General features: G+C 70.0%; 22 protein-coding genes and 2 pseudogenes. 19 read left to right on the forward strand and 5 right to left on the reverse strand.

The genetic code is table 11. The features are described from left to right. Window positions 1–189 precede the first annotated feature (189 nt). The 5 genes and pseudogenes from N8I84_RS35785 to N8I84_RS35805 all read left to right on the forward strand — a co-directional run. The gene (locus N8I84_RS35785) at window positions 190–1587 is read left to right on the forward strand and encodes a DUF6421 family protein (RefSeq protein ID WP_263233599.1); all 1398 of its coding nucleotides are present in this window, start codon (window positions 190–192) and stop codon (window positions 1585–1587) included. 41 nt (window positions 1588–1628) lie between these two features. Further along, window positions 1629–2380: pseudogene (locus tag N8I84_RS35790) on the forward strand (SDR family NAD(P)-dependent oxidoreductase). Further along, window positions 2377–3447 (forward strand): threonine aldolase family protein, encoded by a 1071-nt coding sequence (locus N8I84_RS35795; protein ID WP_200420152.1) that lies wholly within the window; start codon window positions 2377–2379, stop codon window positions 3445–3447. Before N8I84_RS35790 ends, N8I84_RS35795 begins: the two are co-directional and overlap by 4 nt. Before the next feature lie 97 nt (window positions 3448–3544). Beyond that, window positions 3545–4138 carry a transglutaminase domain-containing protein gene (locus N8I84_RS35800; protein ID WP_263233600.1) on the forward strand — a complete coding sequence of 198 codons (594 nt, stop codon included), beginning with the start codon at window positions 3545–3547 and terminating at the stop codon, window positions 4136–4138. A gap of 34 nt (window positions 4139–4172) precedes the next feature. Beyond that, window positions 4173–4487 (forward strand): annotated as a pseudogene (locus N8I84_RS35805) (cytoplasmic protein); the annotation flags it as partial. A 6-nt stretch (window positions 4488–4493) separates the two neighbouring features. Here the strand turns inward: N8I84_RS35805 and N8I84_RS35810 are convergent. Both N8I84_RS35810 and N8I84_RS35815 read right to left on the reverse strand, forming a co-directional pair. Then, window positions 4494–5222 (reverse strand): lysophospholipid acyltransferase family protein, encoded by a 729-nt coding sequence (locus N8I84_RS35810; RefSeq protein WP_263233601.1) that lies wholly within the window; start codon window positions 5220–5222, stop codon window positions 4494–4496. A 182-nt stretch (window positions 5223–5404) separates the two neighbouring features. After that, window positions 5405–5821 (reverse strand): DUF4395 domain-containing protein, encoded by a 417-nt coding sequence (locus tag N8I84_RS35815; RefSeq protein ID WP_263233602.1) that lies wholly within the window; start codon window positions 5819–5821, stop codon window positions 5405–5407. A 75-nt stretch (window positions 5822–5896) separates the two neighbouring features. Here N8I84_RS35815 and N8I84_RS35820 point away from each other — a divergent pair, with 75 nt between their 5' ends. The 5 genes from N8I84_RS35820 to N8I84_RS35840 all read left to right on the forward strand — a co-directional run bounded on the left by N8I84_RS35820 (window position 5897) and on the right by N8I84_RS35840 (window position 10556). After that, on the forward strand, window positions 5897–6310 hold the full coding sequence (locus N8I84_RS35820) for a thioredoxin family protein (protein WP_263233603.1): 414 nt from the start codon (window positions 5897–5899) through the stop codon (window positions 6308–6310). Between the two features lie 207 nt (window positions 6311–6517). After that, a complete protein-coding gene (locus N8I84_RS35825) occupies window positions 6518–7027 on the forward strand; it encodes a flavin reductase family protein (RefSeq protein WP_263233604.1) in 510 nt (169 codons plus the stop codon). A gap of 224 nt (window positions 7028–7251) precedes the next feature. Next, entirely contained in the window at window positions 7252–8037 is a 786-nt protein-coding gene (locus N8I84_RS35830; RefSeq protein WP_263233605.1) for an electron transfer flavoprotein subunit beta/FixA family protein, read from the forward strand. A gap of 57 nt (window positions 8038–8094) precedes the next feature. Next, a complete protein-coding gene (locus N8I84_RS35835; RefSeq protein ID WP_263233606.1) occupies window positions 8095–9057 on the forward strand; it encodes an electron transfer flavoprotein subunit alpha/FixB family protein in 963 nt (320 codons plus the stop codon). 194 nt (window positions 9058–9251) lie between these two features. Further along, window positions 9252–10556, forward strand: a complete 1305-nt coding sequence (locus tag N8I84_RS35840) for an HpcH/HpaI aldolase/citrate lyase family protein (protein ID WP_263234996.1) — start codon at window positions 9252–9254, stop codon at window positions 10554–10556. A gap of 51 nt (window positions 10557–10607) precedes the next feature. Here the strand turns inward: N8I84_RS35840 and N8I84_RS35845 are convergent, their stop codons facing one another. Further along, window positions 10608–11669 carry a LacI family DNA-binding transcriptional regulator gene (locus tag N8I84_RS35845; protein WP_263233607.1) on the reverse strand — a complete coding sequence of 354 codons (1062 nt, stop codon included), beginning with the start codon at window positions 11667–11669 and terminating at the stop codon, window positions 10608–10610. 265 nt (window positions 11670–11934) lie between these two features. Between N8I84_RS35845 and N8I84_RS35850 the strand changes: the two genes are divergently transcribed. From N8I84_RS35850 to N8I84_RS35885, 8 genes are all read left to right on the forward strand, one after another. Next, window positions 11935–12888 carry an ROK family protein gene (locus tag N8I84_RS35850; RefSeq protein WP_263233608.1) on the forward strand — a complete coding sequence of 318 codons (954 nt, stop codon included), beginning with the start codon at window positions 11935–11937 and terminating at the stop codon, window positions 12886–12888. A 62-nt stretch (window positions 12889–12950) separates the two neighbouring features. Then, window positions 12951–13145, forward strand: a complete 195-nt coding sequence (locus N8I84_RS35855; protein ID WP_263233609.1) for a hypothetical protein — start codon at window positions 12951–12953, stop codon at window positions 13143–13145. A 182-nt stretch (window positions 13146–13327) separates the two neighbouring features. Then, window positions 13328–14371: an NUDIX hydrolase gene (locus N8I84_RS35860; protein ID WP_263233610.1), complete on the forward strand. Its 1044-nt coding sequence runs from the start codon at window positions 13328–13330 to the stop codon at window positions 14369–14371. A gap of 608 nt (window positions 14372–14979) precedes the next feature. Beyond that, a complete protein-coding gene (locus tag N8I84_RS35865) occupies window positions 14980–16011 on the forward strand; it encodes an ABC transporter permease (RefSeq protein WP_263233611.1) in 1032 nt (343 codons plus the stop codon). Window positions 16012–16093: 82 nt separating this feature from the next. Beyond that, window positions 16094–17761, forward strand: a complete 1668-nt coding sequence (locus N8I84_RS35870; protein WP_263233612.1) for an ABC transporter substrate-binding protein — start codon at window positions 16094–16096, stop codon at window positions 17759–17761. Between the two features lie 137 nt (window positions 17762–17898). Next, the gene (locus N8I84_RS35875; RefSeq protein WP_263233613.1) at window positions 17899–18891 is read left to right on the forward strand and encodes an ABC transporter permease; all 993 of its coding nucleotides are present in this window, start codon (window positions 17899–17901) and stop codon (window positions 18889–18891) included. 32 nt (window positions 18892–18923) lie between these two features. Then, window positions 18924–20000, forward strand: a complete 1077-nt coding sequence (locus N8I84_RS35880) for an ABC transporter ATP-binding protein (RefSeq protein ID WP_263233614.1) — start codon at window positions 18924–18926, stop codon at window positions 19998–20000. 26 nt (window positions 20001–20026) lie between these two features. Continuing rightward, complete coding sequence (locus tag N8I84_RS35885) at window positions 20027–21163, forward strand: ABC transporter ATP-binding protein (protein WP_390898986.1); 1137 nt, start codon at window positions 20027–20029, stop codon at window positions 21161–21163. 135 nt (window positions 21164–21298) lie between these two features. Here the strand turns inward: N8I84_RS35885 and N8I84_RS35890 are convergent, their stop codons facing one another. After that, entirely contained in the window at window positions 21299–22654 is a 1356-nt protein-coding gene (locus tag N8I84_RS35890; protein WP_263233615.1) for a dipeptidase, read from the reverse strand. A 211-nt stretch (window positions 22655–22865) separates the two neighbouring features. Between N8I84_RS35890 and N8I84_RS35895 the strand changes: the two genes are divergently transcribed. Then, window positions 22866–24098, forward strand: a complete 1233-nt coding sequence (locus N8I84_RS35895) for a geranylgeranyl reductase family protein (RefSeq protein ID WP_263233616.1) — start codon at window positions 22866–22868, stop codon at window positions 24096–24098. Here N8I84_RS35895 and N8I84_RS35900 read toward each other — a convergent pair. Then, entirely contained in the window at window positions 24088–24549 is a 462-nt protein-coding gene (locus tag N8I84_RS35900; protein WP_263233617.1) for a nitroreductase family deazaflavin-dependent oxidoreductase, read from the reverse strand. The two genes, N8I84_RS35895 and N8I84_RS35900, sit on opposite strands and share 11 nt — an antisense overlap. Window positions 24550–24785: the final 236 nt, after the last annotated feature.

A 24785-nucleotide genomic window follows, 5' to 3' on the forward strand; every position in this document is an offset into this window, starting at 1 on the left:
CGCCTCACTGGCCCGCAAGCGGGAGCCGAACAAGCGTTCAGCGGAAGTCGTCGCATGTCTTGTCCAGAACAGGAAAATGAGCGGTGAAGACGTGGTCCGACAGGACAATTTGTCGACTGCCCTCTTGCTGGGAGAAACCCGGTATGCATACGGTGTGCTTACGAGAGGTTCTCCCGTGAAGGATGGGTCATGACGGAAATTCTTGTGCAGGTGGGTTCGGAGGAGCGGGTTCCTCCGCAGGACAGGGTGGTGGACCACCCCGCTTGGCCCGTGCTCAAGGATGCCGTGGAGCAGATCCGGCCATGGCAGGCCAAGGACGGATCGATCGACTTCGACGCCGAGGGCGCACCGGAGCGTGCGGAGGCGGGGGCCGCCGTGGGCCGTGCGGTACAGGCCGTGGAGGAGCTCTCCCGGCTGCTGCCGCACGACGCCGCCTACCACGAGGCGCTCGTGAAGGACCTGCGTCGGTGGGCCGACGAGGGCTTCCAGGTGCCCGACTTCCTGGACTCGCTGCTGGCCTTCCAGCCTGCCGCCAGGCGCGAGGACGGCCTCCAGCACCTGGTCGTCTTCCCGATGTACACGCAGAACGGCAACCCGAACCGCAACCTCGAAGCGGTCGTGCTGCGCATGGTCTGGCCCGACTGGCTGGCCGAGCTGGAGCGCACCCGATACGACAACCCGCTGTTCTGCGGCATCAAGTTCGAGGACTTCACGGCGGGCTACGACACCAACTCCGCCGTACTGTTCCCGGAGACCATCGCCGTGCGCGAGGCGCCGGAACGATTCTCCTGGGGCGGCATCTTCTGCGACCGCGAGGCCGCCCGCTTCCGCCGCGTGACCGCGGCCGCCGTCGACATCCTGGGCCTCGAGCTGCCCGAGGACATCGCCGCGATGGTCCACGACCAGAAGCGCTGCGAAGAGGCCTTCGTGCTCTGGGACATGGTCCACGACCGCACCCACAGCCACGGCGACCTGCCGTTCGACCCGTTCATGATCAAGCAGCGCCAGCCGTTCTGGATGTACGGCCTCGAGGAGCTGCGCTGTGACCTCACCGCCTTCAAGGAGGCCGTGAAGCTCCAGGCCGACGGTGTGCCCCAGGCCCGTGACGTGCAGTACGCGGTGCTGTTCGACCGCATGTTCCGCTTCCCGGTCACCGGCGAGCGCGTGCGCAACTACGACGGCCTCGGCGGACAGCTGCTCTTCGCCTACCTGCACAAGCACGACGTCGTCCGCTGGACCGACAACAAGCTGTCGATCGACTGGGAGCGCGCGCCGCAGGTCACCAACCAGCTGTGCGCAGAGATCGAGAAGCTGTACAAGGACGGCATCGACCGCCCCAAGCTCGTGCACTGGTTCGCCGGATACGAGCTGGTCTCCACCTACCTCGCCCCGCACCCGGCCTCCAAGTGGGCCAAGGGCCCCGATGCCCTCGATCTGACGCAGCCACCGCGTAAGCTCGTGGACGACGTGCTTCCGGACGAGTTTCCGCTGAGCATGTTCTATGAGGCGTTGCAGAAGAAGCTCAAGAACGTGATCGCCTCGACCAAGGGCATCACGGCTCAGGCGGCCGAGCGGGTCGCCGCGTGAGCGCCCCTGGAACCCGTAAGGCCGCTCGGCAGGAGGCGAAGATGCGGAACGGGAACGGGCCACTGGCCGGTGCGGTGATCGCGGTGGCGGCGCGGGCGGGCCGGCCGGCCGGGCGGCGCTGCTCCGGCTCGCCGAGGCGGGCGCCACCGTCGTCGGCTCGGACAACGACCCGGAGCGGCTCGCGGAAGCGGTGGACGCGGCCCGCTACGCGTACGGCGGTGCCAGCGTCACCGGGGACACGGTGGACCTGCTCGACCTGCAGTCCACCCGCGACTGGGCCGCCCACGTCGAGAAGGACTTCGGCCGGGTCGACGGTGTGGTGCACCTCGTCGGCGGCTGGCGCGGCAGCGAGACCTTCACCAGGACCAAGCTCGACGACTGGGACCTGCTCGAACTGCTGCTCATCCGCACGGTGCAGCACACCTCGCTCGCCTTCTTCGACGCCCTGCAGCGCAGCGACCGCGGCCGGTACGTCCTGATCAGCGCGGCGGGCGCGAGCAAGCCCACCGCGGGCAACGCCTCCTACGCCGCCGCGAAGGCCGCCGCCGAGGCCTGGACGCTCGCCATGGCCGACGCCTTCAACAAGGCGAAGGGTGAGGGCGAGCTGACGTCGGCGGCTGCCATCCTGGTGGTGAAGGCGCTGGTGCACGACGCGATGCGCGCCGAACGCCCCAACGCGAAGTTCGCGGGCTTCACCGACGTCAAGGACCTGGCCGAAGCCATCGTCGGCGTCTGGGAGAAGCCCGCCACCGAAGTGAACGGAACCCGTCTGTGGCTGACCGAGAAGCCGTGAACCCTCCCAAGACCGACGCGCGCCGTCATCACGACCCGGAGGTCCGCGGTTTCGCCAGCGACAACTACGCCGGGGCCCACCCGGAGGTGCTCGCCGCCCTGGCCCTGGCCAACGGCGGGCACCAGGTCGCGTACGGCGAGGACGCGTACACCGAGAACCTCCAGCGGATCATCCGCAGCCACTTCGGTGCCACGGCCGAGGCCTTCCCGGTCTTCAACGGCACCGGCGCCAACGTCGTCGCGCTCCAGGCGGTCACCGACCGCTGGGGCGCGGTGATCTGCGCGGAGTCCGCCCACATCAACGTCGACGAATGCGGGGCGCCGGAGCGCGTGGGCGGCCTCAAGCTGCTCACCGTGCCGACCCCGGACGGCAAGCTCACACCCGAGCTGATCGACCGGCAGGCGTACGGCTGGGAGGACGAGCACCGCGCGATGCCGCAGGTCGTCTCGATCACCCAGAGCACCGAACTTGGCACCCTCTACACGCCCGACGAGATCCGCGCGATCTGCGAGCACGCCCACGCGCACGGCATGAAGGTGCACCTGGACGGCTCCCGCATAGCCAACGCGGCCGCCTCCCTCGACGTGCCGATGCGCACGTTCACCAACGCGGCCGGAGTGGACATCCTGTCCCTGGGCGGGACGAAGAACGGCGCGATGTTCGGCGAGGCCGTGGTCGTCATCAACCAGGACGCCGTCCGCCGCATGAAGCACCTGCGCAAGCTGTCCATGCAGCTCGCCTCCAAGATGCGCTTCGTCTCGGTGCAGTTGGAGGCCCTGCTCGCCAAGGACCTCTGGCTGCGCAACGCCCGCCACGCCAACGAGATGGCCCAGCGCCTCGCGGAGGGTGTGCGCGCGGTCCACGGAGTGGAGATCCTCCACCCGGTCCAGGCCAACGCCGTCTTCGCGCGGTTGCCGCACGACGTGAGCGAGCGCCTGCAGAAGCGCTTCCGCTTCTACTTCTGGAACGAGGCCGCGGGCGACGTGCGCTGGATGTGCTCGTTCGACACGACCGAGGACGACGTGGACCGGTTCGTGGCGGCTCTCAAGGAGGAGATGGCGCGCTAGCCGCCACAGAGACACGTCAGCACATCGAATGCATAGTTATGCGGTCACCCGAAAAATCATTGACTCTCGGGTGGCCGCATTCCTATGCTCTGCGGGCATGGAGCTGATCCAGGAAACGCCCGACCTGTCCGCGTACTTGGCCGCCGACGAGGTCATCGACCATGACCATCCCCTGGTGCGGGAAACGGCCGCGCGCCTTGCTGAGGACGTCCAGGACTCGTATGCCTATGCGCGAGCGGCCTACGAATACGTCCGCGACGCCATTCCGCACTCCGCCGACAGCGGTGACCCGCGGGTCACCTGGCGGGCCTCCGACGTGCTGGAGCGGCGCACCGGCATCTGCTACGCCAAGGCCCACGCCCTGGCGGCGCTCCTACGGGCGGAGGACATTCCGACGGCCTTGTGCTACCAGCGGCTGGCGCACGACGACGACGGCGGTCATGCCGTGCACGGTCTGGTCGCCGTGCGGTTCAACGGCGCCTGGCATCGTCAGGACCCCCGCGGCAACAAACCGGGCGTCGACGCCCAGTTCTCCCTCGACGGTGAGCGCCTCGCCTGGACCCCCGATGCAGAGTCCAGCGAGGTGGACTATCCAGTCCTGTATGCAGTACCTCACCCGGCCGTGGTGAGGGCCCTCAAGGCCGCACCCGACCGGTCCACCCTCTGGAAGACGCTCCCCACCGCACTCTGAGGCAGGCGATGACTGCCGGCCTCGACCGCATTAGGGCGCCAGGCACCCCGTACGGGCCGCGGGGGACGAGGAGTTCGTACCCGTCGCGGGAGGGAGGAGGAGACCGTGGAAGACCCGGGCACCGGCGAGGTCGTCCGGCGCGACGAGGCCGGCGTGACCTGCCGCCGCTGGAACTGGCGTCAGGGTCCGCGCACCCGGCTCACCGAGGAGTCCACCTCGGCACTCTTCCTGCTGGAGGGCCTGGCCCCGATGCCGGTGTCCGACGTCGAGCAGGCCGGTGCCGAACTCGCGGAACCGCTGGAGAAGTTCAAGCCCCGGGGCGAGGATCACCGTCCACGCCCCTGCCTGAAGGGCCTCAGTGCGCCTCGGCGGCGCGCAGCGCCTCGGGGGTCGGCGCGGTGCCGCCGAGATGGGCCGGCATCCACCAGGCGTCCTCCGGGCCCTTGGGCCGGCCCGGGTAGGCGCGCTGCGCGGCATCCAGCAACTCCTGGACCCGCTCGCGCAGCTGACGGGTCAGGACGCCCGCGTATGTCTCACGGGAGGCCTCGATCGCCTCGCCGACCCGGATCGTGATCGGGGTGTGGCTGCGCTTGAAGTTGCGCGGGTGGCCCTTGGTCCACAGCCGCTGGGTGCCCCACAGGGCCATCGGGACCAGCGGGACGCCCGCCTCCTGGGCCAGGCGCACCGCACCGGACTTGAAGCTCTTCAGGGTGAAGGACTCGGAGATGGTCGCCTCCGGAAAGACTCCCACCACCTCGCCCGACCTCAGTGAGTCCAGCGCGTGCGCGTACGCCGCCTCGCCCTGTTTGCGGTCCACCGGGATGTGCTTCATGGCGCGCATCAGCGGGCCGGAGATGCGGTGCCGGAAGACGGACTCCTTGGCCATGAAGCGCACCAGGCGCTTCTGCGGCAGCGCGGCCAGGCCGTTGAAGATGAAGTCCAGATAGCTGATGTGGTTGCTCACCAGCACCGCACCGCCGGAGCGGGGGATGTTCTCCGAGCCCTCGCAGTCGATCTTCAGGTCCCACGCCTTGAACATCGTGCGGGCGAGACCGATGACGGGACGGTAGACGAGCTCAGCCATGGATGGGGACGGACCCTTCTCTCTGCCTGGGAAGGGACTCCCAGCGGAAAGTTACGCAGCCGTAGGTTTACGGCTTGCCGCAGATCGTGCCTGAAGAACGGACGCGGGGCCAGTCCTGGTGCCCGTGTGCGGCGAGATCCTCGTCACGTCAGCCGTTCGCACCAGCCGCGCCTGATGCCGTGTCAGTCCGCGCGGACCGCCACACGCCGCATGAGCAGGTACGCCTCGCACCCCAGGCAGTACCCGAACGCGGCGTTGAGGAAGGCCGCGGCGAGCGCCACACCGGTGGCCGCCAGCCCCAGCCACCGCGGCCCCGCGGTGTAGCCGACCAGCCCGACGACGGCGAAGACGAGCCCGACCACCTGGGCGAACTGCGGCGGCTGCGGCGCCTCGAACTGCGTCGGCGGCCCGAGCCGCGGGCGTACGACCCTGCGGAACAGCCATCCGTACGGTGAACGCGTCACGCCCCCGGCCGCGCCCAGCGCGAAGGCCAGCAACTGCCAGGCCAGCAGCCAGGCGCTGCCGGTGACCAGGACCACGGCCAGCACAACGGTCGTCACGGCCGCCCCGAAGCGCGGCCCCCTCACATCGATGTCCATGATTCAAGCATTCCGCATGAGAATCGGATCGGGGAGCCGGGAATCTTTGCGGTCTGGTGAACGCTGGAGCAGACGATGACGGGACTTGTGGTGTGCGTGGCCGTGCTCGCGTTGGCGAGCGCGTACGGAGTGCTGCACCGGCGGCGGAGCGGGAGAGTGCGAGTGCGCGGGCGGGACGAGGGAAAGCGGCTCGGCGCGGCCGAGTTGGGCCAGGGGCTCGGCGAGCGGGCGACGCTCGTCCAGTTCTCGAGTGCCTTCTGCGCTCCTTGCCGGGCCACGCGCCGGGTCCTGGGCGAGGTGGCCGACATGGTTCCGGGCGTGTCCCACATCGAGATCGACGCCGAGGCGCACCTCGACCTCGTGCGCGAACTCGACATCCTGAAGACGCCCACCGTCCTGATCCTCGACGCCGGTGGACGGGTCGTGCGGCGAGCCACCGGCCAGCCTCGCAAGGCCGACGTCATCGCGGCGCTGGGCGAGGCGGTTTGACGGTTGTGCCCACGACGGTGACGTGCCTCCCGGATGCCGGGACGCACTTGACTGCGCGTACCACCTATCGTCAGCCTGACCGTATGCCCCCGGAACTCCTTCTCTTCGAGCGTGTCCACGTGGATCTGGCCCGCACCGCGAGTGCCTGCTGTCCGGCGTGTTGAGCACCCACGGACCCCAGGTCAACTCTCCCAGAAGGACCACTCCATGAGGGCCACGCCCGACCTCGTCACCCATCGGCTCGCCTCCCCGGACCTGCTGCGCTCCGTCTTCCGGCAGCACGCGGCCGGAGTCGCCGTGATCACCGCCCAGGGCGGCGGCAGGCCGGTCGGCTTCACCGCCACCTCCCTCACCTCCGTCTCCGCCGAGCCCCCGCTCGTCTCCTTCGGCATCGGCGTGGGCTCCTCCAGCTGGCCCGTCGTCTCGGAGGCCGAGCACGTCGGCGTGCACATACTCGGCGAGCACCAGGAGGACCTGGCCGGCACCTTCGCCAAGAGCGGCGCCGACCGGTTCGGGGCACCGACCAGCTGGCGCGAGGGCCCGGAGGGGGTGCCCCTTCTGGACGACGTCCTCGCCTGGCTGGTGTGCCGCGTGGTGGCCCGGGTGCCGGCCGGGGACCATCGCATCGTCCTCGCCGAGGTCGTCCTCGGTGATCCCTCGGGTGCCGGACGCCCCCTCCTGTACCACCAGGGCCGGTTCAACGGCCTCCGCGACTGAGTCGTCATCCGCGGCCTCCATGCCCGAGTCGTCGCCCGGCCGGTTACGCAGCGTTGTCAAGGTCACAGTTCAAAGCGCTTGCTTAGCGGGCATTCACTCGATGTACTGGCGAGTAATATTTCGTTCGGAGCGCGGGGTCGCCCCGACCGGGATCGGCCGCTTCAGGCGCCTATGCTGCCTGCAAGAAGGCAGCCCAGAAATGACGATGCAGTAGGAGAGCCGGCGTGAGCTTGAGGATCGTTGTCACTGTGAAGTACGTGCCCGACGCCACTGGCGACCGGCACTTCGCCGATGACCTGACCGTCGACCGTGACGACGTGGACGGTCTGCTCTCCGAGCTCGACGAGTACGCGGTCGAGCAGGCGCTGCAGATCGCGGAGGACGCGGACGACGCCGAGGTGACCGTCCTGACGGTGGGCCCGGAGGACGCCAAGGACGCGCTGCGCAAGGCGCTGTCGATGGGCGCCGACAAGGCGATCCACGTGGAGGACGACGACCTGCACGGCACGGACGCCATCGGCACCTCGCTGGTGCTGGCCAAGGCGATCGAGAAGGCCGGCTACGACCTGGTGATCTCCGGCATGGCCTCCACCGACGGCACCATGGGTGTCGTACCCGCGCTGCTGGCCGAGCGCCTGGGCGTCCCGCAGGTGACCCTGCTGTCCGAGGTCTCGGTCGAGGACGGCACGGTCAAGGGCCGTCGGGACGGCGACGCCGCCTCCGAGCAGCTCGAGGCGTCTCTTCCGGCCGTCGTGTCGGTGACCGACCAGTCGGGCGAGGCCCGCTACCCGTCCTTCAAGGGCATCATGGCGGCCAAGAAGAAGCCGGTGGAGTCCTGGGACCTGTCCGACCTGGAGATCGAGGCCGAGGAGGTCGGCCTCGAGGGTGCCTACACCACGGTCGAGGCCGCGGCCGAGCGCCCGGCGCGCACCGCGGGCACGATCGTCAAGGACGAGGGCGAGGGCGGCAAGCAGCTCGCTGAGTTCCTCGCGAGCCAGAAGTTCATCTAAGGGATCGACTCCCTTACCGTCCCTCAGACTTCGCAATCCGCAAGGAGATCCGTTCCCATGGCTGAAGTTCTCGTCTACGTCGACCACGTGGACGGTGCCGTCCGCAAGCCCACGCTGGAGCTGCTGACCCTGGCCCGCCGCATCGGCGAGCCGGTCGCCGTCGCCCTCGGCTCCGGTGCCGAGAACACCGCCGCCACGCTCGCCGAGCACGGCGCGGTCAAGGTCCTCACCCACGACGCCTCCGAGTACGCCGAGTACCTGGTCGTGCCGAAGGTGGACGCCCTGCAGGCCGCCTACGAGCAGGTGTCCCCGGCCGCCGTGCTGGTCCCGTCCTCCGCGGAGGGCAAGGAGATCGCCGCGCGTCTGGCGCTGCGCATCGGCTCGGGCATCATCACCGACGCCGTCGACCTCGAGGCCGGCGACGAGGGCCCGGTGGCCACCCAGTCGGTGTTCGCCGCGTCCTTCACCACCAAGTCCCGTGTCAGCAAGGGCACCCCGGTCATCACGGTGAAGCCGAACTCGGCCGCCGTGGAGGCCGCTCCGGCCGCGGGCACGGTCGAGGCCCTGTCGGTGACCTTCTCCGAGAAGGCGACCGGCACGAAGGTCACCGGCCGTACGCCGCGTGAGTCCACGGGTCGTCCGGAGCTGACCGAGGCCGCGATCGTGGTCTCCGGCGGCCGTGGTGTGGGCGGCGCGGAGAACTTCGCGCTGATCGAGACCCTCGCCGACTCCCTGGGTGCGGCCGTCGGCGCCTCGCGCGCCGCGGTGGACGCGGGCTGGTACCCGCACACCAACCAGGTCGGCCAGACCGGCAAGAGCGTGTCCCCGCAGCTGTACATCGCCACCGGCATCTCCGGCGCCATCCAGCACCGCGCCGGTATGCAGACCTCGAAGACCATCGTGGCGATCAACAAGGACGCCGAGGCGCCGATCTTCGACCTGGTCGACTACGGCATCGTCGGCGACCTGTTCGAGGTGGTCCCGCAGCTCACCGAGCAGATCAGGGCCCGCAAGGGCTGAGCCGCTCCACGGCTGGGAGGCCCCCGCGACCGCACCTGCGGTCGCGGGGGCCTTCGTTCGTCCCGGGCCTCCGGTGGAGGGCCGGTTCATGCACGAGACGGTGTTGACCGGCGGCGACAGCCATGGATAGCTTCGCTCTACGGATTGTTGATTCCGTGCAGTGGAAGTGGAAGTGGAAGTGGGAGGGGTGTGGGATGGGCCAGGGCCGGCAGGAGCGGGTGTCGACGAGCCTCGCGGGTGCCGTCGGCGAGGAGATCAGTGCCTCCCTCGCCCCGGTGGACGCCGAGTTGGCCCGCCGTTACCCGGGCGACCCCGGCACCCGCCAGCCCGTCCACACGGTCTACGTCCCCGGTGACGTCTTCGCCGCCGACACCCTGCGCTCCTGGGGTGACAGGGCCCTCGCCGCCCTCGACGAACACGCCCCGGACGCCGCCTCGTTCGCCTCGGTCCTCGGTCTCGGTGACGAACTCGCCGAGCCGGTCCACGACCGCGTCCGCGCCAAACTCGAGCACGAGCCGATCGAGGACCTGCGCGTCGACTTCGAGGACGGCTACGGGCAGCGCCCCGACGCCGAGGAGGACCAGGCGGCCGCCCGCGCGGCACGGCTGATCGCTCAGGCGTACCGGGAGGGCACGGCCGCCCCGTACATGGGCATTCGTATGAAGTGCATGGAGGCGCCGGTACGCGACCGGGGCATCCGCACGCTCGACATCTTCCTCACCGGCCTGATGGAGGCCGGCGGGCTGCCGGACGGGCTCGTGCTGACGCTGCCCAAGGTGACGTACCCGGAGCAGGTCGCCGCCATGGTGCGGCTGCTGGAGGCGTTCGAGAAGGCGCACGGGCTCGATGCGGGGCGCCTCGGCTTCGAGATCCAGATCGAGACCAGCCAGGCCGTCCTCGCCGCCGACGGCACCGCCACCGTCGCCCGCATGATCCACGCCGCCGAGGGCCGCGCCACCGGACTGCACTACGGCACCTTCGACTACAGCGCCTGCCTCGGTGTGTCCGCCGCCCACCAGGCGAGCGACCACCCGGCCGCGGACCACGCCAAGGCGGTCATGCAGGTCGCGGCGGCGGGCACCGGCGTCCGCGTGTCGGACGGCTCCACGAACGTCCTGCCCGTCGGCCCCACCGAGCAGGTCCACGACGCCTGGCGGCTGCACTACAGGCTCACCCGACGGGCGCTGGCCCGCGCCTACTACCAGGGCTGGGACATGCATCCGGGCCACCTTCCCACCCGGTACGCAGCCGTTTTCGCCTTCTACCGTGAGGGCTTCCAGCAGGCCGCGGCACGTCTCGCCCGCTACGCCGACCGCACCGCCGGCGACGTCCTGGACGAACCGGCCACGGCGAAGGCGCTGAGCGGCCATCTGCTGCGGGGACTGGACTGCGGCGCCCTGGACACGGCGGAGGTCACGCGGGCCACCGGCCTGACCCGGGCCGACCTGGAGGCCTTCGCGGCACCGAGGCGAGGGGACCTCACGGCCTCGGCCCAGTGACGTGCGCTGCGGCTTCGGCAGTGGCGTTCGGTCGCGGCCTCGGGCGGGACCTCAGTCGACGGGCGGCAGCTCGCCCGAGCCCCTGGTGATCAGCCGGGTGGGAAGCTCGATGCGCTCCGGGGTGATGAGCGTGCCGTCGAGCTGGCGGAACAGGCGCTCGGCGGCCGTGCTGCCGAGGGCGGCGGCGTCCTGCGCGACGACCGTGACGCCGGGCTGGAGCAGGTCGGCCAGCTCGATGTCGTCGAAGCCGACCAGGGCGACCGGACGGCTGTGTGCGGCCAGGACACGGATGACGGTGACGGTCACGCGGTTGTTGCCCGCGAAGATCGCGGTGACGGGGGCGGGCCCTTCGAGCATCGCCTCGGCGGCCCGGCGCACCCGCTCGGGATCGGTGACGCCCAGGGACATCCAGGAGTCCTCCACGGGTATGCCCGCGCCCTCCATGGCGGCCCGGTAGCCGCGCAGCCGCTCGGCCGCGGTGTGGATGCGCGGCATGTCGCCGATGAAGCCGATCCGGCGGTGGCCGTGCGCGATGAGGTGGGCGACTCCGTCCCGGGCGCCGCCGAAGCTGTCGGACAGCACCACGTCGGCGTCGATCCTCCCGGCGGGGCGGTCCACGAAGACCGTGGCGACTCCCGCCTTCATCTCCGGCTCCAGATAGCGGTGGTCGTCGCCCGCCGGGATGATGACCAGTCCGTCCACGCGGCGTGCGCACAGCGCAAGCACCAACTCCTGCTCCCGGTCCGGGTCCTCCGCGCTGGAGCCGTTGATCAGCAGGGCCCCGTGCGCCCGGGCGACCTCCTCGACGGCGCGGCTCAGCGGCCCGTAGAAGGGGTCGGCGAGGTCCTCCAGGACCAGGCCTATGCTCGCCGTGCGGCCCTTGCGCAGCACCCGCGCGCTGTCGTTGCGCCGGAACCCCAGCGCCTCTATCGCCTCCTGGACCCGGCGCTCGGTGTCCGGGGTGACCCCCGGCTCGCCGTTGACCACACGCGACACCGTCTTCAGGCCCACCCCTGCGCGTGCCGCGACGTCCTTCATGGTCGGACGGTTGCCGTAGCGGGTCCCGGCGTGACGGTCTGCGGGGCGGCCGGTGCGGCGGGCGGTCTCGGGCACGATGCGCTGTCCTGTCTGTCGTCCACGGAAGATGCGGCGGTCCCGGGCACTACCGGGATTCCATGGGGTTGTATGAGGATGTGGCGTCGAGCATAGAGCCTGGACAACGTTGTCAGATGCGGGAGAGACTGTCCACCGCACTCTTCGGCCCGCGCCTTCCCCCAGGGGCGCTGCCCGCTCGCACCCGGCGCCCGGACCCCGCGGCGGAGACCGCTCGCCGTACGCCGGGGCCGATACCACTCACGCATTGGGAGATCAGACACTGATGCACACCGACCTCGTGGCCGCGCTCGACATCGGCGGCACCAAGATCGCCGGAGCGCTGGTGGACGGCCACGGCCGGATCCTGCTGCGCGCACAGCGCGCGACGCCCGCGCAGGAGGACGGCGACACCGTGATGCGGGCCGTCGAGGACGTCATACGGGAGCTGACGGGCTCCCCGTTCTGGGGGCGGGCGCGTGCCGTCGGCATCGGCAGCGCGGGGCCGGTGGACGCCTCCGCGGGCACGGTGAGCCCGGTCAACGTGCCGGGGTGGCGCGGCTATCCGCTGGTGGAGCGGGTCCGGGCGGCGACGGGCGGCCTGCCCGTCGAGCTGATCGGCGACGGCGTGGCCATCACCGCCGCCGAGCACTGGCAGGGCGCGGCCCGCGGCCATGACAACGCGCTCTGCATGGTGGTGTCGACGGGGGTCGGCGGCGGTCTGGTCCTGGGCGGGCGGCTGCACCCGGGCCCGACGGGGAACGCAGGCCACATCGGGCACATCAGCGTGGACCTGGACGGCGATCCCTGCCCGTGCGGCTCGCGCGGCTGCGTGGAGCGCATCGCGAGCGGACCGAACATCGCGCGCCGCGCCCTGGAGGACGGCTGGCGGCCGGGGCCCGAAGGGGACACCTCGGCCGCCGCGGTGGCCGCCGCCGCCCGTGCGGGTGACCCCGTGGCCGTGGCGTCCTTCGAGCGGGCCGCCCAGGCGCTGGCCGCGGGGATCGCCGCGACCGCGACGCTGGTCGAGATCGACATCGCGGTCATCGGCGGGGGAGTGGCCGGGGCCGGTGACCTCCTGTTCGCCCCCCTGCGCAAGGCTCTGACCGACTACGCCACGCTGTCCTTCGTCCAGCGCCTGACGGTGGCGCCTGCGCTGATGGGCACGGACGCGGGTCTGGTGGGCGCGGCTGCCGCGGCGCTGACGAGGGGCACGGACGCGACCGCTGCCGGGGTGTGAGGCCGAAGAGCCGGCCGGGGTTCGTTGCGTGACCCCGGCGTCCTTCGGCAGTTGAACAGGGCATGAAGAAGCGCAGCATGCTCGCCATCGCCTCCCTCGCCACCGGATTCGTCGTGGCCGCCGTCAGCCCCTCCCATGCCGCCGACCACGACGGGGTCGGCGATCTGAGCGTCAAGGACACGATCGGCGCCGTCGACCACACCATCGGGCAGGACAGCCTGGCCGTGGACGACGATGCCCTGGGGCAGGACGGCTGAGGGGGAGCCGACGTCGCGGCGCCGGAGCTCCCGGAAGGCGGGGGCCCGGCGCCGCGGTGTGCGGAGCGCGGCGGCCGGGGTGGCGGTGACCTCGACCACGCCGAGGCCCCCTCATCAGCGCCGGGTTTCCGTGGCAGGGTGGAGCGGGCAAGCCCCAGGGGGCCAACAGAAGAGGGGGAACCGTGACCGTCGTCTGGATCAACGGTGCGTTCGGTGCGGGGAAGACGACCACCGCACGGGAACTGATCGAACTGATCCCGAACAGCACGCTCTTCGACCCCGAGGTCATCGGCGCAGTCCTCACCCAACTCCTGCCGCCGAAACGCCTCGCCGAGGTCGGTGACTTCCAGGACCTGCCGATCTGGCGACGGCTCGTGATCGACACCGCGGCCGCGATGCTCGCCGAACTCGACGGTGTCCTCGTGGTACCGATGACCCTGCTGCGCCAGGAGTACCGCGACGAGATCTTCGGCGGCCTCGCCGCCCGGCGCATCCCCGTACGCCATGTCCTCCTCGCTCCGGCCGAAACGATCCTGCGCCAGCGCATAGCCGGCCGTGAGGTCCCGCCCGACCTCCCCGACGGGGAGATGCGCATCCGCCAGTGGTCGTACGACCACATCGAGCCCTATCGCACCGCCCTCGCCGCCTGGCTCACCGCCGACGCGCACCCCGTGGACACCAGCGCCCTCACCCCGTACGAGGCAGCCCTGCGGATCGCCGAGGCCGTCCGGTCCGGCCAGGCACCCGCCTGCGAGATCGTGCAGACACCCGAGCCGACCTCCGAGACCGTCGCCTCCGGAGTGCTCCTGTTCGACGAACGGGACCGCGTGCTGCTCGTCGACCCCACCTACAAGGCCGGGTGGGAATTCCCCGGCGGAGTCGTCGAACCCGGCGAGGCGCCTGCTCGCGCCGGTATGCGCGAGGTCGAGGAGGAGACCGGGATCAGGCTGGAAGAGGTCCCCCGGCTGCTCGTCCTCGACTGGGAGTCCCCCGCGCCGCCCGGCTACGGCGGCCTGCGCCTCCTCTTCGACGGCGGCCGCCTCGACAGCGCCGAAGCCGGCCGACTCCTGCTGCCCGGCCCGGAGTTGCGCGACTGCCGGTTCGTCACGGAAGAGGAAGCGGCTGTTCTGCTTCCGCCCGTGCGCTACGAACGGCTCCGCTGGGCACTGCGGGCGCGCGAACGCGGTGCCGCGCTGTATCTCGAAGCAGGAATTCCGCTCGGCTGAGAGCCGATGACCCGCCTGCCTTCGGACGGCGGCGGCAATTATGAGAATTCTTAATGATGCCCGGCGATTTCGCTGGGACCGTAGAGTTCCCGAAGAAGCGTGAGGCCGCCTGCCCCGTCCGGGTGTGAGTATCAACTCGAAGACGGGGCAGAAGGGTTCGAGGAACCTCGCCACCTGCGACGACGATCGAGCCATGGGCCCAATGGCCCGCCCCGTGAGCCGGGCGTGTCCGACCTCTCCACGCAGCGTTGCGCCAATCGATGGCCAAGAAACTCTCGCGATGTATTCACAGCAGGGCTAACCCCGCATCCCGCATCCGTCAAGCCTTGTCCATTCGGGTAAACAGTCACCTTTCGGCGCCTTATCGGTGTTGACCGAACTCGCGCACGGTTGCGAAAGTCCGCTCAGTCTCCTGGCGCCGACACCGGCCGCCAGCCACCTCCTGCATTCAGGGGCAGAACCGCCATGACGAGTTCGACCACGACGGCGACCGCGCGCCCGACCCCGGTCCGCCCGCCCGCCGGCGACGAGACAAGCGCGAAGGCCGTGGGTGAGCCGGACGGAAGATCCTCGCGGCGGCCCCAGCTCACCTCCGGGAAGTCCATACGATGACCACGCAACACCAGTCGGTCCAGGCCGTCGGCGACACCACGCTCCCGGCCGGCGAACCGTCGCAGGACTCCCTGCCCGGCGGCACGGCAGTCGAGGGCCGCTCACCCGCCAGGACGGCCTGGAGGCGCATCAGGCGGGACAAGATGACGATGATCGCGCTGCTGATCACCCTGCTGTTCATCGTGGTCGCGCTGCTGGCCCCGACCCTCACCGCGCTCACCGGCTGGGGACCCATCACCCCGGACTCCAAGGCGATCAACCCGGACACGGGCAACCAGCCGTACGGATCACTGGGCGGAATCAGCCTCAAGCACCTGCTCGGCGTCGAGCCGGGTACGGGGTACGACATCTTCGCCCGGATCGTCTACGGCCTGCGCACCTCGCTCTTCGTCGGCTTCGCGTCGGCGGTGCTGTCCACCGTGGTCGGCGTCGTGGCCGGGCTGGCGGCCGGGTACTTCGGCGGCTGGATCGACTCCGCGCTGTCGCGGGTCATGGACGTCATGCTGGCCTTCCCGCAGCTGCTGTTCATCATCGCGCTCACCCCGGTGATCCAGAACGCGCTGCAGACCAACAGCCACGGCGGGACGGACGAGAACCTCCGGCTGCTGGTCCTGGTCCTCAACATCGCGGTCTTCGCCTGGGCCTACACCGCCCGCCTGGTGCGCGGTCAGGTGCTGTCCCTGCGCGAGCGGGAGTTCGTCGACGCCGCGCGGATCATGAGCGCCGGCCGGCGGCACATCCTGTTCCGCCAGCTGCTGCCCAACCTGTGGGCGCCGATCCTGATCTCCTTCGCCCTCGCCGTCCCGCAGAACATCTCCACCGAGGCGGCCCTGTCCTACCTGGGCGTCGGTGTCATCCCGCCCGCCCCGGACTGGGGAGCCCTCCTCTCGGACGCGTCCGAGTTCTTCCTGCAGGACCCGATGTACCTGTTCATCCCCGGCGTCCTGCTCCTGATCCTCGTACTGGCGCTCAACCTCCTGGGGGACGGGGTCCGGGACGCCCTCGACCCCCGCGCCAACCGCAGCTGACGCGCTGCCCTTCGAGTGTCGGCACAGGCCGTCCCACGAACGACTGCCGAGGCCGAGCCCATGACAAGAACGGAGTTCCCAGATGATGCGCAGAACGCGCACGGTCGCTCTTACGGCCTCTGCCGTGGCGATAGCGCTCGGGGTCACCGCGTGCGGTGGTTCCTCGAGCAACACCAGCAGCAGTGCCCCGGTCAAGGGCGGCACGCTGACGGTCCTCGACGAGTCGGACTTCGACCACACCGACCCGCAGCGCACCTACACGACCGAGGGGCAGAGCACGGACGAGCTGTTCGTCCGCACCCTCACCGGATGGGACGAGACGGGCTCCACGCCGAAGCTGGTCGGTGACCTCGCCACCGACACGGGAACACCCAGCAAGGGCGACACGGTGTGGACCTTCCACCTGCGCCACGGCGTCAAATGGCAGGACGGCACCGACGTCACCGCCCAGGACGTCAAGTACGGGGTGGAGCGCGCCTTCTCCGGCGACATCAACGGCGGCCCGCCGTATGCGGCGCAGTGGCTCGTCGGCGGCGGCGACTACAAGGGTCCCTACAGCGGCAAGCAGCTCGACTCCATCCAGACGCCGGACCAGTACACCATCGTCTTCCACCTCGACCAGCCGGTCGCCGACTTCAACGAGACGACGGCCATGTCCGGGTGGTCGGCGGTGCCCAAGTCCCATGACACTGGCTCGACTTACGACACGCACGTCTGGTCCGACGGCCCGTACATGATCAAGTCGTACACCAAGAACAAGGAACTCGTCCTCGTCAAGAACAAGTACTGGCAGCAGTCGACCGACCCGATCCGACAGCAGAACGTCGACGAGTTCGACTTCAAGTTCGGCCAGGACCAGGCGGCCATCGACCAGCAGATCAAGTCGGACGGCGGGATCGCCCAGACCTCGATCGAGCAGTACCCGCTCGCCGGATCCGACCTCAACTCGTTCGCCAACGACCCGACGATCAAGTCGCGTTACTACAACAACGCAGCCCCGGGCATCAACTACCTGGCGATCAACACCCGGACGGTCAAGGACATCAGGGTCCGTGAGGCGATCGAGTACGCGATCGACAAGACCACCGTCCGCGGTGCCTTCGGCGGCGAGGCGTACGGCGACTACGCGAGCACGATGCTGAGCCCCGGCGTCGGCGGTTACAAGAAGTTCAACCTGTACAGCACCAACCCGGCCGGCGACGTCACCAAGGCCAAGGCGCTGATGAAGCAGGCCGGCGACCCGAAGCTCACCATGTCGATGGCGATCGAGAACACGCCCACCCAGGAGCACTTCGGTGACGCGGTGAAGACCTCCCTCGCGGCGATCGGCATCACGGTGAACCTCGTGCCGATGCAGGTGGCGAACTACTTCAACACCGTCAACAACGTCAAGAACCAGTACGACCTCACCTGGGGCGACTGGATCGCGGACTGGCCGAACGCCTCCACCGTGCTCCCCACCCTGTTCAACGGTGATCTCATCGCGCAGAACCCTCAGGCCAACCAGGACCTGTCGTACCTGAACGACCCGAACGTCAACGCGCAGATCACCAAGATCTCCAAGATGGCCGACATCTCGCAGCGCAACGCCGCTTACGGGAACCTGGACGAGCAGATCATGAAGGACGCCGCTGTCGTCCCGCTCATGTACATGAAGTTCAGCGCCATCAGCGGCTCCAAGGTGGGCGGGGTCATCCCGGACACCATCATGGCCGAGCCCAGCCTCGTGCACGTCTACGTCAAGCAGTGACCCCGGTCGCCCCGCCGACGGTTCAGCCGTCGGCGGGGCCACCCCACCCGCGTCCGGCCCAACCGGGCGCAGGCACCACCCCACCGGCCCACAGCTAGAGGGAGGCGGACCGGGCACCCGCCAGGTCCCAGCACGACATGCTTCGTTATCTCATCCGCCGCTTGCTGGCAGCGGCCGTGATCCTGCTCGTGATCAGCGTGATCACCTTCTTCATCTTCTTCGCGCTGCCCTCCGACCCCGCACTCCTGGCCTGCGGAAAGACCTGTTCCCCCTCCCGCCTCTCGGAGATCAAGCACTCGCTGGGTCTCGACCGGAGCACCACGACACAGTTCTGGGAGTTCTTCAAGGGGCTCTTCGTCGGCCGGGACTACGGCGACCAGAGCATGCGCATCCACTGCGGCGCGCCCTGCCTCGGGGTCTCCTTCCAGACCGACACCCCCGTCCTCACCACACTGCTGCAGGACTTCCCGGCGGACCTCTCACTCGGCGCCGGCGCAGCGGTGGCCTTCCTCGTCCTGGGCGTCGGCCTCGGCACGGCGGCCGCGGTCCGCAGGGGGAAGGCCGTGGACAAGGCGGCGGTGGGACTGGCGCTGGTCGGCGTCTCCACGCAGATCTACTTCATCGGTCTGCTGCTGCTCTTCGTGTTCGTCGACAAGTGGCAGATCCTGCCCGCCTCCGGCTACACCCCCATCACCCAGGACCCGGTCGCGTGGTTCCAGGGCCTTCTTCTGCCGTGGGCAACCCTGGTCATCGTCTACCTCGCCTTCTACACCCGGCTCACACGTTCCTCCATGCTGGAGGTCTTCAGCGAGGACTACATGCGCACCGCCCGGGCCAAGGGGCTGCCGGCCGGCACGGTCGTCCTCAAGCACGGGCTGCGCGCCGCGATCACCCCGATCATCACCATCTTCGGCATGGACGTCGGCTCGCTCATCGGCGGCTCCGCGGTCATCACCGAGTCGGTGTTCGGCATCAACGGCATCGGCAAGCTGGCGGTGAACTCGGTGGAGAACTCCGACCTTCCCGTCATCCTCGGCACCACCCTCTTCGCCGCCACGTTCGTCGTCCTCGCCAATGTGGTGGTGGACCTGGTGTACGGCCTCGTCGACCCCCGCGTACGCCTCGCCTGACACCCGACCCCGCAGCCCCCAAGGAAACACCAGTGTCCCTGCAGACCTCGCCACAGCCCGCGGACGTCGCGCCCGCGCCCTCCTCCTTCCTCGACGTGCGGGACCTGCGCGTGCACTTCCCGACCGAGGACGGCCTCGTCAAGTCCGTCGACGGAGTGTCCTTCACCCTGGAGAAGGGCCAGACCCTCGGCATCGTCGGTGAATCCGGCTCGGGCAAGTCGGTGACCTCACTGGCCCTGCTCGGGTTGCACAAAGGCACGCGCGCCCGGGTCTCCGGGGAGATCTGGATGGAGGGCAGGGAACTCGTCGCCCTGCCCGAGAACGAGATGCGGGAGCTGCGCGGCACAACGGTCTCCATGATCTTCCAGGACCCGCTGTCCGCGCTGCACCCGTTCTTCACCGTCGGCGCCCAGATCGCCGAGGCCTACCGGGTGCACCACAAGGTCTCCAAGAAGGAGGCCAAGGACCGCGCCGTGGAGATGCTGAAGCGGGTCGGCATACCGCAGCCCGAGCGGCGGGTGAAGGACTACCCGCACCAGTTCTCCGGCGGTATGCGACAGCGCGCCATGATCGCCATGTCCCTGGTCTGCGACCCCGCGCTGCTCATCGCCGACGAGCCGACCACCGCCCTCGACGTCACCGTCCAGGCGCAGATCCTGGACCTGATCCGCGATCTGCAGGAGGAGTTCGGCTCCGCCGTCATCATCATCACCCACGACCTCGGCGTGGTGGCCGACATCGCCGACGACATCCTGGTCATGTACGGCGGCCGTCGGATCGAGTACGGCACCGTGCGGGACGTGCTGAAGCAGCCCGAGCACCCCTACACCTGGGGACTGCTCCAATCCATGCCGCACATCCGCGACGACGTCACCCGGCGGCTGAACCCGATCCCGGGCAGCCCGCCGAGTCTGATCAACCTTCCCGGCGGCTGCGCCTTCCACCCGCGCTGCGCCTACAAGGGCTGGGTGCCGGAGGGGCGTTGCACGGTGGAGCGGCCCGAACTGCTGGCGGTCTCCGGTACCGCCGAGCACATCGCCGCCTGCCACCTCACCGCGGAGACCAAACAACAGATCCGCAGCGGCCGAGCCGCAGGGGCCGAGCAGTGACGGCGACGGACGAACAGGAGCATGCCGTGAGCACCACCCAGTCCATCCCCGAGCAAGAGCTCGCTTCCCCGGCGTCCGCGAAGCCGCCGGCCGGCGAGAACCTGCTCGAGGTCAGTGGTCTGCAGAAGCACTTCCCGATCCGGCAGGGCATCGTGTTCCAGCGGCAGATAGGGGCCGTGCACGCCGTCGACGGAATCGACTTCTCCGTGAGGGCCGGCGAGTCGCTGGGCCTGGTCGGCGAATCCGGGTGCGGCAAGTCGACGACCGGACGCCTGATCACGCGGCTGCTGGAGCCCACGGCCGGCAGCATCGTGTTCGACGGTGAGGACATCACCCACAAACCCGTCGCGAAGATGCGGGAGGCGCGCCGGCACCTCCAGATGATCTTCCAGGATCCGTACTCCTCGCTGAACCCGCGGCACACCGTCGGCACCATCATCGAGACTCCGATGAAGCTCAACGGGATCAACCCGCCACAGGGCCACAAGAGGCGCGCCCAGGAACTGCTGGAGACGGTGGGTCTCAACCCCGAGCACTACAACCGCTACCCGAACGAATTCTCCGGCGGCCAGCGCCAGCGCATCGGCATCGCCCGCGCACTCGCCCTGCGGCCGAAGCTGATCGTGGCCGACGAACCGGTCTCTGCGCTGGACGTGTCCATCCAGGCCCAGGTCGTCAATCTGCTGCAGGACCTGCAGCGGGAGTTCGGTATCGCCTTCGTCTTCATCGCCCACGACCTGGCCGTCGTCCGCCACTTCTCCGAGCGGGTCGCGGTGATGTACCTGGGGAAGATCGTCGAGGTCGCCGACCGGGAGACGCTCTACACACGGCCTCGGCACCCCTATACGCACGCACTGCTGTCCGCCGTTCCCGAGGCCGATCCGGACAGCACCGAACGGCGCGAGCGCATCCGCCTGGCCGGCGACGTGCCGTCCCCGATCGACCCGCCCTCGGGGTGCCGCTTCCGCACCCGCTGCTGGAAGGCACAGGACAAGTGCGCGACCGACGAGCCGCCGCTCGTCCGCCTCAGGGCCAACCCCGAGGGGCATCTGACGGCCTGCCACTTTCCCGAGGAGCCGACGGTCGAGGCACGCGGCGAGGACATCGTCCTCGACCCGGCCCTCGCCGCACTGGAGAAGTCGCCGACCGACAGGAGCTCCTGACCGGGTGGGGGCACCTGCCCGAGGCCTTCGCCCGTGAGGCGCTCGGCGTGCGACGGGGCGGGCGGCTTCACCGCACGGAGACCGCCCGCCGACGTCCTTCGCGCGCCACACCGTGGACGTCGCCGCCCGGCGGTCTCAGCTCGCCGCGTAGTTCCGCAGGAACAGCGCCTCCGCGACCGACAGCCGCTCCAACTCCTGTGGGGACACACTCTCGTTGACCGCGTGGATCTGGGCCTCCGGCTCGCTCAGACCTATCAGCAGGATCTCCGCCCCCGGGTAGAGCGACGCGAGGGTGTTGCAGAGCGGGATGGAGCCGCCCTGGCCCGCGTAATTCATCTCCTGACCGGGGTACGCGACCGCCATCGCGTCGGCCATCGCCGCGTATGCCGGGCTGGAGGTGTCCGCGCGGAACGGCTGGCCCTGCCCGATCTGCTCCGTCCGCACCCGCGCGCCCCACGGCGTGCGCGTCTCCAGGTGGGCCTGGAGCAGCTTCGTCGCCTCGACCGCGTCCACGCCCGGCGGCACCCGGAGACTGATCAGCGCCCGCGCGCTCGCCTGCACCGACGGGGTCGCACCGACGACCGGTGGGCAGTCGATGCCGAGGACGGTCACGGCCGGGCGCGCCCAGATGCGGTCCGCGACCGAGCCGGAACCGATCAGCTCCACCCCGTCGAGGACCTTGGCATCCTTGCGGAACTGCTCCTCGTCGTAACTCAGGCCCTCCCACGGGGACTCGCCGTCGAGGCCCTCCACGGTCGTCGAACCGTCCTGAGCGCGCAGCGAGTCCAGCACGCGGATCAGCGCGGCCAGCGCGTCGGGCGCCGCACCGCCGAACTGACCGGAGTGCAGGTTGCCTTCGAGGGTGTCGATCTGGACGCGGACCAGGGTCATGCCGCGCAGGGTGGTGGTCACGGTCGGCAGTCCGGCGCGGAAGTTGCCCGCGTCGCCGATGACGATCGTGTCGGCCGCGAGCAGGTCGGGATGCTCCTCGGCGTACCGCTCCAGGCCGCCCGTGCCCTGCTCCTCCGAACCCTCGGCGATGACCTTGACGTGCACGGGCACGCCGCCGTTCGCCTTGAGCGCGCGCAGTGCCAGCAGATGCATGATGACGCCGCCCTTGCAGTCGGCGGTGCCGCGCCCGTACCAGCGGCCGTCACGCTCGGTCAGCTCGAACGGAGGCGTGATCCAGCCGGCCTCGTCCAGCGGCGGCTGCACGTCGTAGTGGGCGTAGAGCAGCACGGTCTTCGCACCCTCGGGGCCCGGCAGGTAGCCGTACACCGACTGCGTGCCGTCCGGGGTGTCGAGCAGCGCCACGTCCTGGAAGCCCTCGGCGGTGAGCGCTTCGGCGATCCACCGCGCGGCACCCTCGCTCTCGCTCCTCGGGAACTGACCGAAGTCCGCCACCGACTTGAAGGCCACCAACTCGGTGAGCTCCTCCTTCGCCCTGGGCATCAGCGAGGCGACGGTCTCGGCGACCGGATTCGACGACATGGAAGCGCTCCTCGTGGGTTGCGACTCAGGTACCGACGAGTACCTCTGGTGTGTACGTGTGCGGGTGTGTACGGGCGGTCCTTCGGGCGTACGCGCATGCCGGCGCAGGGCGCATACGCTGCAGATCCTCCCACAGCGGGCTGTGAGGACGCGGCCGTAGGATGCGGGGGACAGATGCGGCAGGCGGCTTGATCGGGAGCAGTAGACCATCGTGAGCGGCGAGAACTCTTCGGCGGACGGCGTGCAGCGGGTGTGGGACGTCGTCGTGGTGGGCGCGGGACCCGCGGGGGCTTCGGCCGCCTACGCGGCGGCGGTCGCGGGACGCAGCGTGCTGTTGCTGGAGAAGGCCGAGCTGCCCCGCTACAAGACGTGCGGCGGCGGCATCATCGGCCCCTCGCGCGACGCCCTGCCGCCCGGCTTCGAGCTGCCGCTGCGCGACCGGGTGCACGCGGTCACCTTCTCGAACAACGGCCGCTTCACCCGCACCCGCCGCTCCAAGCAGATGCTGTTCGGGCTGATCAACCGGCCGGAGTTCGATCAGCAGCTCGTCGAGTACGCGCAGAAGGCGGGCGCCGAGCTGCGCACCGGGGCCACGGTGTCGCGGGTCGAGCAGCACGGCTCTGCGGTGCCGGACCGGCGCACGGTCGCCGTCGTCCTGCAGGGCGGCGAGACGCTGCTCGCCCGGGCCGTGGTGGGCGCGGACGGCAGCGCCAGCCGGATAGGAGCCCATGTCGGGGTGAAGCTCGACCAGGTGGATCTCGGCCTGGAGGCGGAGATCCCGGTTCCGGAGACCGTCGCCGAGGACTGGAAGGGACGGGTCCTCATCGACTGGGGGCCGATGCCCGGCAGCTACGGCTGGGTCTTCCCGAAGGGTGACACGCTGACCGTGGGCGTGATCTCGGCGCGTGGTGAAGGCGCAGCGACCAAGCGGTACTTGGAGGACTTCATCGCGCGGCTCGGACTCGCCGGGTTCCGGCCGAGCATTTCCTCCGGGCACCTGACCCGCTGCCGCGCCGACGACTCGCCGCTGTCGCGCGGGCGGGTGCTGGTGTGCGGGGACGCGGCGGGGCTGCTGGAACCGTGGACCCGGGAGGGGATCTCGTTCGCGCTGCGGTCCGGGCGGCTCGCGGGGGAGTGGGCGGTACGGATCGCGGAGGCGCACGACGCGGTCGACACGCGCCGTCAGGCCCTGAACTACGCCTTCGCCATCAAGGCCGGCCTGGGCGTCGAGATGAGCGTCGGCAAGCGGCTGCTGAACGCGTTCGAACGCCGTCCCGGTCTCTTCCACGCGGCTCTGACCGGTTTCCGGCCCGCCTGGAACGCGTTCAAGGACATCACGCAGGGGGCCACGTCCCTGGGCGAGATCGTCCGCAACCGCCCGATCGCCCAGCGCGCCCTGACCGCGCTGGACCGGCGGCCGGCGGGCGGCGAGGTCAGCTCGTGACCGTGATCCGGAAGACGGGGTGGTCGGGGGCGATACGGCGCAGGTCGGCGTCGGGGGAGTCGGGACCGACCCCGTTGAAGAAGACGCCGACCTCGGCCTTCCAGCGCTTGAGGTAGGCGCGCAGCAGCGGGACCTTGTCGTCGTCGCCGACCTCGGTGGCGGTGAACACGTCCACGTGCTTGCCCAGCCGGAGCTCGCCGCCGCCGGCGGCGCGCATGTTGTGCGTCCACTGGACGTGGCCGCGGGGGGCGAGAAGATACTGCTGTCCGTCCACGGTCAGCAGGTTGACGGGGGTGGTCCGCCACTCGCCGGTCTTGCGACCGCGGACCGCGAGGACCCGGGAGCCCCAGACACTGATGCCGCGGCGGGTCAGCCAGGCCACAGCGCGGTTGAAGACGTTGACGGTGAACCAGCCGGGCTTCTGGACGTGCGCGGACCGGGCGTCGGACATGACGGGCCTCCTGGGGCCTGGAAGTGTGAGCGCTGCTCTCGCTTGAGAGCAGTGTGCGCGAGGTCGGTGCTCCAATGCAAGAGCAGTGCTCTCTTTTTGGGGCGGCGCTCTCGGGCGGGGCGCGGCGCGCGGCTCCATGGCGAGCGACGCTCCGGTCTGCGTGCACCTCTCTCCTGTGCGCCCACCGCTCACGTCAGTGCGCACTGCTCTCGTTTGTGTGCACTGCTCCATAACCG

The sequence above is a fragment of the Streptomyces cynarae genome, assembly GCF_025642135.1.
In the GTDB taxonomy this organism is placed as follows: Bacteria; Actinomycetota; Actinomycetes; order Streptomycetales; family Streptomycetaceae; genus Streptomyces; species Streptomyces cynarae.

What these genes read in the sequence shown, in the direction of transcription:
- N8I84_RS35810 (WP_263233601.1), bottom strand. Translation starts at nt 5,222, where the DNA reads ATGGCTGAGCTCGTCTACCGTCCCGTCATCGGTCTCGCCCGCACGATG.
- N8I84_RS35890 (WP_263233615.1), bottom strand. Translation starts at nt 22,654, where the DNA reads ATGTCGTCGAATCCGGTCGCCGAGACCGTCGCCTCGCTGATGCCCAGG.
- N8I84_RS35840 (WP_263234996.1), top strand. Translation starts at nt 9,252, where the DNA reads ATGGGCCAGGGCCGGCAGGAGCGGGTGTCGACGAGCCTCGCGGGTGCC.
- N8I84_RS35820 (WP_263233603.1), top strand. Translation starts at nt 5,897, where the DNA reads ATGACGGGACTTGTGGTGTGCGTGGCCGTGCTCGCGTTGGCGAGCGCG.
- N8I84_RS35855 (WP_263233609.1), top strand. Translation starts at nt 12,951, where the DNA reads ATGAAGAAGCGCAGCATGCTCGCCATCGCCTCCCTCGCCACCGGATTC.
- N8I84_RS35870 (WP_263233612.1), top strand. Translation starts at nt 16,094, where the DNA reads ATGATGCGCAGAACGCGCACGGTCGCTCTTACGGCCTCTGCCGTGGCG.
- N8I84_RS35875 (WP_263233613.1), top strand. Translation starts at nt 17,899, where the DNA reads ATGCTTCGTTATCTCATCCGCCGCTTGCTGGCAGCGGCCGTGATCCTG.
- N8I84_RS35900 (WP_263233617.1), bottom strand. Translation starts at nt 24,549, where the DNA reads ATGTCCGACGCCCGGTCCGCGCACGTCCAGAAGCCCGGCTGGTTCACC.
- N8I84_RS35865 (WP_263233611.1), top strand. Translation starts at nt 14,980, where the DNA reads ATGACCACGCAACACCAGTCGGTCCAGGCCGTCGGCGACACCACGCTC.
- N8I84_RS35825 (WP_263233604.1), top strand. Translation starts at nt 6,518, where the DNA reads ATGAGGGCCACGCCCGACCTCGTCACCCATCGGCTCGCCTCCCCGGAC.
- N8I84_RS35815 (WP_263233602.1), bottom strand. Translation starts at nt 5,821, where the DNA reads ATGGACATCGATGTGAGGGGGCCGCGCTTCGGGGCGGCCGTGACGACC.
- N8I84_RS35800 (WP_263233600.1), top strand. Translation starts at nt 3,545, where the DNA reads ATGGAGCTGATCCAGGAAACGCCCGACCTGTCCGCGTACTTGGCCGCC.
- N8I84_RS35850 (WP_263233608.1), top strand. Translation starts at nt 11,935, where the DNA reads ATGCACACCGACCTCGTGGCCGCGCTCGACATCGGCGGCACCAAGATC.
- N8I84_RS35785 (WP_263233599.1), top strand. Translation starts at nt 190, where the DNA reads ATGACGGAAATTCTTGTGCAGGTGGGTTCGGAGGAGCGGGTTCCTCCG.
- N8I84_RS35835 (WP_263233606.1), top strand. Translation starts at nt 8,095, where the DNA reads ATGGCTGAAGTTCTCGTCTACGTCGACCACGTGGACGGTGCCGTCCGC.